Below are 10,472 nucleotides of genomic sequence, written 5' to 3'. Positions count from 1 at the left end.
GTCTAGGGTCCTGCTGTAACCTTGGCCGATACGGCGGCCATGTAGACTCTAATAGGGAATCTCATACAAATGTTTCCGTCGACCCCCAATGCTGGGACACCCCCGGGGGGTCGATGGAACTCACCCTAATGGAATGTGAACCGTCCAGCGAGACCGTCGTCGTCGGTAACAATGAAGCCTCCAGCCGCCAAGTCGTAAGGACTTCGCTCACTAACCACGGTACACGCGAGAACGTTTATCCCCTCTGCGTCGAATGATTTTCGATCGATTCGATGCACCTGACTCTGAATGGTTTCGATATCACTGACTGGGACCGACACCCGGAGGTCTGCCATCGCCGTAAGCAGGTCATATCGAGAGTGTTTATCCTTGCTGGCGAAGGAATCGACCATAGTGTTCAGCAGCGCGCGTTCAAATGCGGTTTCAGCAACAATGATATCGTATTTCGCGTATTCGTCATCGATAAGACTCGCATATTGAAGCTGTTCGGCATGACACGACTCGATCCGTTCGACCAACGTCCGATCTTCAAGGTCTTGACATTCGATCCAGTCGTAAAACGCAGGAATGGCCGTCCGGGTGAGATCGGATTCGGGGAGCACAGCCGAATCACGCTCACGACAACGATCTCCCAGAATCGCGGCAACTTTCGATAGGAGCTTCTTTGGCTTGTACACACACGTCGCGGGTGGACGACTCGTTCCTTCAGGCCCAGCAAGCGCCCAGACCGTAACCTGCCCAGCGCTATGGCCCCACTCAAACGACCGGTTGCACCGTCCCGCCGCTTGCACAACGCTGTCAAGTGGAGCGAGATCTCGATATACGCGTGCAAAGCTGATATCGACACCAGCCTCAACCGCCTGAGTCGAGACGAAGATGAAGGGAACTCCTGCACGGGCGAGAACGTTGGCAATTGTCACGATTGCGCGCCGATCACGGGACCGAAGCCGCGAGGTGAAGGTCCCGACGTAGAGCGTCGATGGCTCCGTTGTTGCTCGCAGCCGCCATTGTTGTTTCGAGAGTGGCACAGAATCGTCACCATCAAGCGGACGAAAGCCAAGCTCATAGAGCGTCTGCTCTGCGACAGCGTCGGGATCTGGGCGGAGTGAGGGAGACGGATCATCGTCATCGACAGGCGGTGAACAGACCTGCAGTGCTTCCTGATACGCTTCGCCGATACGAGTCACCGTCCACCCAGCAGCTGTAGCACGATCGCTAACAGCTTCGGTTAGCTCCTGGGTGCTTGCGACAGTGTTACACACAGAGAGAACGGACGACCCCTCGTCGTCTTCCGTAACGGAACCGTTCATTGGCGTCGTGGCAGCCCCAAAGAGCCGATCAGCAGCAGCATCAATGCTGAGCAAGTCGTCGCCGCCAGCTTCGAAGCTGTGAACGGACTCATCCACGTTATACTCAACACGTTCTACTGCCTCGAAGCAGGTGTCCACGAGAGGGGGAGTGTCCGAGTCGGATCCGCCGAGTAGAGACATCGTTTCAATTTCTGGTACGTGTGTGAACAGCGACGGTTGTGTTGCCGTCATCGAGATGATGCTCGCGTCGTACCGCTCGACGAGTAATGTTGTCAGACGGCGGATCGCCTCCCACCACGGTTTCGGTAACGTCTGTGGCTCATCCAAGATGATCACGCTGTTTGTCAGCGATGGGAGTTTCAATCCGTTCGCATTTGTCGGAGCTGTAAGGCTTTCGAAGAGTTGGACGAACGTCGTGAGGGTTGTCCCAGACCGCCAGCTCTCGCCGAGCAGTGCTGGATCGAAGAACCCCTCACTGTCGGCTGTTTGATCGCCATCATATTCCCCCTCTATCTTCGGATATGATACTGTGTCACTGAGATAATGATGAACAGTGAACGCGAGTCCGTACGGATCAGCGTTGAGGATGTCTTCTGATTCGAAGATGTCCCGCGTCTGCTCGATAATCGAGGTATACGGAAGCGCATACACGACCCTTGGTCGCGTCTCAGTAGAGAGTTCAGTATGATCAAGAGCATTCCGAATGGTGTATGCGGCTGTGATTCCGGTGAACGTTTTGCCGAGTCCTGTTGGAAGGGTAAGCGTCGCAACGTTCGCTGAGGAGGACACGAACTGTTCGGCATTGTCTTTGACGAGGCGGCGCACGCCCTCTCGGAGCTGATTCAGGGCCGTTTCGTCGGTCAGATCAAGAGGAAGCGACGAGGTCGTCGTATCCGGTGTGAGGGGCGGCGGATCATCGAGATCTTCACGGAGGGTGTGAATATGCTCTTCAAGGTCCGTGAGCTCAAGATGCGACGGCCGAAGATCCCTGTCCTTGATAGCAGCAGCGCTTGTTTTGTCCGCGAGTGTGAGCACACTCCAGTGGTGGAGCACCCGATCATAGAGTTTCGGAGGGAGCTGTTCGGGAGCCGGCTCCTCTGTTCCCTCTCGGTGTCCGCTCTCGCTAGCAAGTTCGATGATCGTGGCAAACAGCGTCCCGTCATTGACGGCCGTTTTGAATGACTCCCACGACGCACTCCCGTTCGATCCCTCTCGGAGCAACTCATCAGCTACCGCCCGATTTTGAGCGCTCTCATTGATGTCATCAACCTGCTGAACGACGTAACCATCGTCATTTCGCTCCGCTTTGACGATCTTGGTGAGCTGTTCAGCCGCATCCGGAAGTCGGCCATGATGTTTCAACACTGCGAGCATCCCGACAAGACAATCGCTTTCGGAGGCTCCCATCCGTCCTAACGCATGGAAGACGGCAAACGCGCCCAGTCGAGCGTGATATGTCAGTTGTTTTTCCTCAACGTAGGCGTCTCGTACGTAGCGTTGGAAGTGCGGCGTTACCTTTCCGAGGTCATGAAGATACCCTTCACACCGCAGTATGACAGTGCTATCGAGTGAACCATCAGATGAATAACTGCTGAGCACCGGCATTCGGCTACCAACGTCATCGCTGTGCGTTCGAAGGAGTTCTTCCGTATTGTTATCGTCTAATCGTGAGATGATGTCGTCATACACGTGAATCACCTAAAGATGACCGTCCGGTCGTTGACGTTGACGGGGTGGATTTCGTCGGGTGCTACCTGGAGTGGCGACCCGTCAGGGACGAACGCATAGTTGATGAATCCCGTTGTGTGGCGGCCACCTGAATCGACGGTCATGAACCCTGGAACACGTTCAACCGAATATGATGTTCCAGCTGTCGGAACGATTGCATCGACGCCATCAGGGAGCACGGAATCGATCGCTACAGTGTCGTTGGTCTCAACTGGATCTGGTTCGTGTTCCCCCACCCACTCGACAGAGGCGAGTAGCTCAGAGAGCCCCAATGTCGGTGAATAGTAGGAACAGCCGTTTCGTAGCCGGTGTCGCAGTGTGCCGTAGAACGCTGGATCTTCGACGGCCACGTCGATCCGATAGACGGGATTGACGAGGTAATGATATCCGTGAAGCTGCCGGTTGTCGGTGCTGTCCGGGAATCTAACTTTTACTGTTCGTTGTCCAGTTCCCCCCGCATCATCGAACGTTTCGCTCGGGTTCGTTCCGAGACCGAGTGACGGCATTGCGACGGTTCGCAGCTCTGAGCACACTTCGATGGCGATCGCAGACGACTCCTCAGCGAACACGTCGTAGTAGCCATCACGACCGACACCGACGATGCCAGCGAGCAATCCAGCAACGGTCGTTCGTGGCGGGACCCGGTACGTCTGTTTTGTGACCGTCCGATCGATACGTCGAAAGTGTCCCCAGTCACCGGCAACGGCCAGCGAGAGACATTTCGACGGAACGCCCTCATCGTTGATTACCGGCGGCCGTGATGCGATGTGGGTTGTTCCCCGAATCGCTACGGATGCATCGGAGTGCGCCATGATTCAGTCGCTCATCGTCGGAAGCGTGTGTTCGAATTCCTCGTACACGTCGACGTGGTGGACCGACAGCCCGTGGTCTTCGAGCAACTGCGGAAGGTCCGCAGCGCTACCCACACGCTCGCCGTTATAACTGATGTCGAGATAATCACTTCCAACCACATGTACCACTTCGATTCGATCAGCAGCGGCTGTGAGCCGATCTACACATTCCGTTACGTTGACACAGATATCGGTAACGTTTCGAATGGCGTCGTCACTCAGTGGTCGACTATCATCACCAGCAGCTTCCCGGTCCAGTGAGATGCCGTTCTGGAGATCGCCGACGTGGAAGCCCGACTGATTGTACTCCACACGCACGTACAGGCGAGGTTCTTGCCCAACCTTGCTCCGTGAGATCGTCTGGTTTTTGATCGCACGCCAGCAGAGCGTATCGAGCCGCTCGACATCCTCTTGTGTCAGGCCCGTATCTTCGGCGCCGTGTTCGTTCACGAGGCCGTGGAACGGGAAAATCCCGTATTTAATGCGATGATCATCAAGATTGAATCCCCCGACATCTTTCTCATCTTGCGTTGAAATCACACTGGTGAGGGAATTTGTCTCCTCGTTCAACTGTACCGAATTGAGCGAGCGCGCCGGGCTGAATTGGACTGGACCGGTGTAATTCCCGCTGTTGAATTGCTCTTTGATAGCTTTATGGAGATCATCCTCGGGATCTTTATTGAAACTCAATGTGGCACCAAAATACCGAACATCGGTTGCCTTCGTGAGGAATGCTTCACTGATATCTTCGATCGCTTCGAGCTCTTCAACGCTGGCAATATCGTTGAGGACATCAAGCGCGAGTGCTGCTCGGCTTCCGCTTGTTCCCTCCTCTGTTTTCCGGACGAAAACACCATGGTTGTCGTCAACGAGCTGGTCACGCAGATATCGTTTGAGTCGGACGTCCGTGACGGCTGCCTGACTCGTGACTGGATCGATTCGTGGTCGGTTTTCCCCTAGCGGGTTTCCGTTGGGATTGCAGTCCTGTGCGTCGATCAGGAAGACGATTTCGGAACGGTTCTGAACGGTGTTAGTTGGTGTCGTCATGAGTGTCAATAGTTTTTACTTTTGTTCGTTTTAAGATCGATTCCTGCGTCGGCAGCAACCACTTCTCGAAGATCGAATGCGCGGCTAGTGGCTCGTTTTCCGTAGAGTTGTCCAAGAGCGTAGTGAAATCGAAGATCCTCGGTCGGAAGTGTCCACCCGCCTTCAGCAGCATCACTAAGCACTTCTGGAAGACGATCCTCAAGTTCAGGGAAGAGCGAAGTGCTACAATGCTGACTATCTATCGCATACACGTTGGTCTTATGTATGAGCTGGGGAACGAACCGTTTGATTCGTTTGCCGGTCATCTGCTCAGCAGGGTACTGTGCAAGAACGGTCCGTTCCATATCCCGCTCATCATCTTGGTGATAGCCGAGCTGTCCAACCAGCACACCGGCGAGAAACGCCGCTCTGCGTTGTGGGCCGCTCAATGCGGGTCGTTCCGCGAGGAATCGATTAAGGCGGTATTCACGGAACGCATCAACAGGGAGTTCCCCATCGTCAGTGAGAAACTCTTCTGCTGGTGGGCGTTCGGAACTATCTATTGGTGTCGAAACGTCGGTTGGTTCTCGTGGTTCCATGGGTTCAGCATAATCATCCGGGACAGCGAGGCGTCCCACAGCGGCGAGTGCTCGTAACTGTGTGTACTGTGCTTTGAGGTGATTTTCGGACAACCGTGCATCCTCGTCATTGCGGCGTTGCTGTGCCAGTCGCTCAACGTACTCACTGAGCAGTCGTCCAATAGGGACGGACTCTCCGATCAGTAGCGCGAACGTCAACCATTCACTGGTGTCATCAGTCGTCGGATCGTCATCGCTTGTTTGGGAGACAGTCCCAGCAGCGTATCGTCCAGTGACAATCGACTCAACGACGTGACGAGGTTTGGTACCGGGACGTATCGGTGACCAGCCGTCTGGTTGCTTAAAGCCAGCGACAGCATCGAACGTGCTTCCGTCGAGGATTCGCTGGTGAACGTTCGCAAGCCTTCTCGTAGGCTGAATGGTCGCATCGGGAAACTCATGCAAGACGTTGATGTCACCGCTGTCGTTCCGAAGCGAGATGAGATAGAACCGGAGTTCATCGGTTGTAGCGTCACCGTCCTCTTCGAGCAACTTTTGTAGGTGAGCGAGGATTGCTTGTGATTCTGCTGGTGTCTCTCGAATGGCGTATTTGATATCCTTTGCACGGGTCGTATTCATCCGCGTAAAGTACGGAATCGTGTAGACGCTCCGTCCCCGTCGTGTCCGCCGACACTGTTCGATCAGTGCCGCACCCGACTGAATGAGCAACGCTGCATCCGAAGAGACGGGATGAGATCGCCACGCGTGCTCGGATTTCAGCTCAGCGAATTTCTCCGTGTGCTGGACTGTAAAGAGCGCGAGCGGATCTTCTGCCGTTCCAAAGACTTCCTCCTCGTCGCCCGTAACGAGACACGTTCCAGTTCCTCGTGAAGGTACATCTGTGTTCTTCTCTGCGAGCTTTTCGTCCTTTCGAGCTGCCATCGCGGCGTTGAACACATCAAGCTGTCCCGGGAAGTAATAGCCGTCCTCCGGTTCTCCGGACGGCGGATGAGCCAGTGCATCCAGTTCGAGACGGACAGCGACAGTGGCAACGACACGCGGTTTCTCCTCGCTGTCCATCTGGGGGCTGATCGCATCCTTGATCTCGTCTTCGATTGTTTGGCTTGTCCCGAGGTCTTGGAGAGCCTTGACAATCCAGCCGTCATCGTGTTCTTCAGCAATCTGACCGACGGCCGGCTCGCGTCCGTCTGCATTCGTCCACCGCTCCAAACAATCGACGCAGTAAGTCACGGCTGTGCTCCGCGAGGACCCACCTTTTGCCCCTCTCCGGGTAATACCGTGATCGATGCCGCGCCCCCACGGATACCGGGAAAAGCCGAGCTTAGATACGATTTCTGGACGAAGAGGGCGAACATCCATCCTATCCAGCTTCGGTGCATCCCCAGTTATATCGACGTACGCAGTGACGAGCTTCTTATCGTCATCGCTTGAGGTGGTAAAGCCGTCTAATTCACTCGGTGTGACGTAGAGCTGGTACTCATCAGCTACAATCGATTCTTCAGCGTCACTCGTGTTTCCTGTGTTCTCGGTAGTGGCTTCCGCAATCGCCCCATACAGCGCCTGAATGCGTCGGAGTGACGTTACGGAATCGAATGAACAGTGTTGCTCGAACACCGACTCGTCGAACGTACTCATTAGGACTGCCCCCCTGTTTTGTTCGTCACAGGTGTTGTGCCCGGTGGCACACGCTCGTCTTCGCGGACATTGACGAACCCGAATCCCAGGCTGTTTCGCTCAGCAAGTCCCGTATCAAGAGCGAGGTTCAGATGGCGACGATGATCGTCATCTCGGACTGTATACCCGAATCGGAACTTACTGAGGATGTACGTCTCCTCGACGCCATCGGTGACAGTCACAGGTAGTGAATATGTCTTGATGAGCTCATACTCATCAAAGAGATCTCCCTCGACATCACTTGGTCCCGGCAAGTGCTCCGGACAGAATAGTCCGTGTTTCCGATCAAGGTTGTTCTCTAACTGTCGCTTTAATGGGCGAAGCGAGTGTTCGGGTTTCCAGAACTCCGGTGCGTCACTGGGTGCATCGATCCCATATTTCTCGAACTGCCACGGGGGAATCCGAACAACGAGTCCGGTTGCACATTCGAGTACGCCCTGTGTCCCCGGCTCGCCAACATCGGTGTGAACGCCAGTGATCTCTTCGACCGTTAGCGGCATCGCTTTGATATTGAACTCCCGATCCTCGATGAGATTCGCACCGATCGAACGAAGGATGTCGTCGTTCGGAGAAGCCACAAGCACGTTTAGCTGGTCTCCCTCTGTGATGGAACCAAAAGGATACGGATTGCTGAATGACAAACCGGATGGCTCCTCCGAATCGTGTAACTCACTAAACTCTGGCTCATCAAGTGCACGCCAGATCCGTCCCGCGAGACCGCGGTGGTAGGCCGTGTTGTAGCGGGCATCCGCGCGAGCTCGGAGACGGATTAGCAAACGCATGTTCTATCACTCGTAAACATATCATTATTGATGCTCATGTTATAGTCAACATTCACCCATATCTTCCCTATGATGGTCATAATTTATAAATATCTTATGGCTATTTAGTAACCTGCTGTAACAGAGGTGTTCCATAATCAGCAAGAACCTAACTTCAACATCACTATGGTCCTCCTGTAATCTTGCTTTAGGAACGTCTCTGTGTATAACTCACTACTACCTATGTGTTTTGAATACAGTCATCCAACGTTCGAACGACTCCGTTATTTCATATACCAGTGGTTTTTCATTTGAACAAATCAGGTACCCGTTTATCTCAAGTGTTCTAATGTGGTAAGAGGTGTCGGATCTAACTGATCAACTGCCTCACGATATTCCTCCACTGTGAATCTAGTTGCTTCTGGCAGAAACTCATCGGCTAGTTGGAGAGCGACCCTTTCAAGAGTCATCTCACTTTTTGATATTCGCTCCATATCTAAGTGGTAGGTACTTTTATACAAAACCATATGTAACCGATCATGATGATGCACCATTGAAGCAATTTGTTATAGAGAAGAATATATGAGACAATAAACCAGTGATGGTAGGCAATAATAATTCAGACACTATGTGTGATCATATACTAAAAGTATAGATGTGCATGTGTTGGATTCGATATGCTGGAGATGAACGAGAATAGCAGCGACCCACTTAAGGAGTATATCACTGCCGAGCGTGATCCACACGCAGAACCAACACAACGGATAACCGGTCTCATGGTACAGTATTACGAAGTTTGTAAACGGGAGCTCTGGTTTATGTCCCGAGGTATTGACATCGATCGTGGAGCCGCAAACATCCGTCGCGGCACGCATGTCGATGAGACAAGCTACCGGGATAAACGGCGATCGTTTCAAGTGAATGGACGTATCGCAATCGACGTTCTTGACTCGGGCGATATTATGGAGGTCAAAGTTTCATCAAAGCTCGAAGAACCGGCGCGACTTCAACTCCTGTATTATCTGTGGTACCTCGATGAAATACTCGACATCGAACGGGAAGGCGTTCTCGCGTATCCCCGTGAACGAAAACGGGAGCGAGTGACGCTCACAGCAGAAAACCGCGAGCGCATCGAATCTGTTCTCCGGGGGGTTATCGGAACCGTTGACCGGAAAATCCCACCTGCTCTTGAAAAGAAGCCTGTTTGTGAAGCGTGTCTCTACCAAGATCTCTGCTGGATGTGATCTTACGTGCCTAACAACCACCACATCTTTGCGGATGGAGACCTCCGTCGCAGCGAAGATACGCTCCGTATCGACAGGCTTGATGGCGAACCGAAGTATCTGGCTATCGAAAATCTTGATTCGCTCTACCTCCACGGACAGGTAACGTTCAATACGCGGGCCTTAGGACTGCTAAACGAGCATGGTGTTCCAGTCCACATCTTCGGCTGGAACGATTACTACCGCGGCTCATACTTACCAAAGCGATCACATGTGTCCGGTACCACAGTCGTTGAACAGGTGCGAACGTATGATGATAAAAATCGACGTCTTGGGATTGCGACGGACATGATCGCAGCAAGTATTCACAATATGCGGGCGAATTTACGGTACTATAACACACGCGGCCACGAGTTTACGGCTGTCCTTGACGAGCTGAGTGCTCTCAAAGACCGAGCCCAAACCGAATCGAGTGTTGAGTCACTCCGCGGCGTCGAGGCCCTCGCACGAAAGGCGTATTACAGATGTTTCGATGTGATTCTCCGCGATCCGTTCGAACTCACTCGAAGAGAATACAATCCACCATCGAACGAGGCCAACGCATTGCTCTCGTTTTTGAATGCGATGACTTACACGACATGTGTCTCTGCGATTCGCAAGACAGCACTCGATCCGACGGTTGGATTCATGCATGAACCTGGAGAGCGACGGTTCACGCTCTCGCTCGATGTTGCAGACATCTTCAAACCGATTCTGGCGGATCGTGTGATGTTCCGGTTAGTTAATCGCCAACAGCTCTCGTTCGACGATTTTGAGTCAGAACTCGACGGATGTCTTCTCACGGAAGCGGGTCGAGCGACGGTCCTCGACGAGTATGAACAAACACTCGATGAGACAGTCGAACATCCACGACTCTCTCGACACGTGAGCTATAAAACCCTCGTGCAAACGGACGTATACAGTTTGAAAAAACATGTGTTGACTGGAGAGGACTACCACCCAACGGAGCGCTGGTGGTGATGTTCGTGCTCATCGTGTATGACGTTCCAGCCGACCGAACCAGGATCTATCGAAAACTCCTCCGAACCCGTCTCGAACACATTCAGCAGTCCGTCTTCTATGGTGATGTGACCCCTGGTCAGCTCGTCGATATCAAACACGACATCGAGGCTCAATTGAGAGACGATGATTCAGTGATTGTCTTCGAGGCAGAAACAGCTGGATTCGTTGACTACACCGCATACGGTCCCGGCGACGAGCCAGGCAGCCGCTTTACATAACTTCCATCGACCCCCCGGGG

8 protein-coding genes are annotated in these 10,472 nt (G+C 53.3%); 3 read left to right on the top strand and 5 right to left on the bottom strand.

What is annotated here, in order from left to right:
* Window positions 1-125: 125 nt before the first annotated feature.
* From EIK79_RS17660 to cas6, 5 genes are read right to left on the bottom strand one after another with little or no spacing between them, the layout of a single operon-like run.
* The gene (locus EIK79_RS17660; protein ID WP_124957115.1) at window positions 126-3,008 is read right to left on the bottom strand and encodes a CRISPR-associated endonuclease Cas3''; all 2,883 of its coding nucleotides are present in this window, start codon (window positions 3,006-3,008) and stop codon (window positions 126-128) included.
* Window positions 3,005-3,850, bottom strand: a complete 846-nt coding sequence (cas5b, locus tag EIK79_RS17655; RefSeq protein WP_124957113.1) for a type I-B CRISPR-associated protein Cas5b — start codon at window positions 3,848-3,850, stop codon at window positions 3,005-3,007. Before cas5b ends, EIK79_RS17660 begins: the two co-directional genes overlap by 4 nt.
* A 3-nt stretch (window positions 3,851-3,853) precedes the next feature.
* Window positions 3,854-4,936: a type I-B CRISPR-associated protein Cas7/Csh2 gene (cas7b, locus tag EIK79_RS17650; protein ID WP_124957111.1), complete on the bottom strand. Its 1,083-nt coding sequence runs from the start codon at window positions 4,934-4,936 to the stop codon at window positions 3,854-3,856.
* Between the two features lie 5 nt (window positions 4,937-4,941).
* Window positions 4,942-7,149, bottom strand: a complete 2,208-nt coding sequence (locus EIK79_RS17645) for a TM1802 family CRISPR-associated protein (RefSeq protein WP_124957109.1) — start codon at window positions 7,147-7,149, stop codon at window positions 4,942-4,944.
* Window positions 7,149-7,970 carry a CRISPR-associated endoribonuclease Cas6 gene (cas6, locus tag EIK79_RS17640; RefSeq protein WP_124957107.1) on the bottom strand — a complete coding sequence of 274 codons (822 nt, stop codon included), beginning with the start codon at window positions 7,968-7,970 and terminating at the stop codon, window positions 7,149-7,151. Before cas6 ends, EIK79_RS17645 begins: the two co-directional genes overlap by 1 nt.
* Before the next feature lie 665 nt (window positions 7,971-8,635).
* On the opposite strand from cas6, the gene cas4 reads away from it, so the two are divergent.
* From cas4 to cas2, 3 genes are read left to right on the top strand one after another with little or no spacing between them, the layout of a single operon-like run.
* On the top strand, window positions 8,636-9,193 hold the full coding sequence (gene cas4 / locus EIK79_RS17635) for a CRISPR-associated protein Cas4 (RefSeq protein ID WP_124957105.1): 558 nt from the start codon (window positions 8,636-8,638) through the stop codon (window positions 9,191-9,193).
* A 6-nt stretch (window positions 9,194-9,199) separates the two neighbouring features.
* Window positions 9,200-10,192 (top strand): type I-B CRISPR-associated endonuclease Cas1b, encoded by a 993-nt coding sequence (cas1b, locus tag EIK79_RS17630; protein WP_124957103.1) that lies wholly within the window; start codon window positions 9,200-9,202, stop codon window positions 10,190-10,192.
* Window positions 10,192-10,452 (top strand): CRISPR-associated endonuclease Cas2, encoded by a 261-nt coding sequence (gene cas2, locus EIK79_RS17625; RefSeq protein WP_124957101.1) that lies wholly within the window; start codon window positions 10,192-10,194, stop codon window positions 10,450-10,452. Before cas1b ends, cas2 begins: the two co-directional genes overlap by 1 nt.
* Window positions 10,453-10,472: the final 20 nt, after the last annotated feature.

Source organism: Halocatena pleomorpha (assembly GCF_003862495.1).
GTDB lineage: Archaea > Halobacteriota > Halobacteria > Halobacteriales > Haloarculaceae > Halocatena > Halocatena pleomorpha.
This window is presented reverse-complemented; position numbering and strand designations above follow the sequence as displayed.

Excerpts from the sequence above, each read along its gene's own strand:
- cas5b (WP_124957113.1), bottom strand. The coding sequence starts at position 3,850 with ATGGCGCACTCCGATGCATCCGTAGCGATTCGGGGAACAACCCACATC.
- cas7b (WP_124957111.1), bottom strand. The coding sequence starts at position 4,936 with ATGACGACACCAACTAACACCGTTCAGAACCGTTCCGAAATCGTCTTC.
- EIK79_RS17645 (WP_124957109.1), bottom strand. The coding sequence starts at position 7,149 with ATGAGTACGTTCGACGAGTCGGTGTTCGAGCAACACTGTTCATTCGAT.
- cas6 (WP_124957107.1), bottom strand. The coding sequence starts at position 7,970 with ATGCGTTTGCTAATCCGTCTCCGAGCTCGCGCGGATGCCCGCTACAAC.
- cas4 (WP_124957105.1), top strand. The coding sequence starts at position 8,636 with ATGAACGAGAATAGCAGCGACCCACTTAAGGAGTATATCACTGCCGAG.
- cas2 (WP_124957101.1), top strand. The coding sequence starts at position 10,192 with ATGTTCGTGCTCATCGTGTATGACGTTCCAGCCGACCGAACCAGGATC.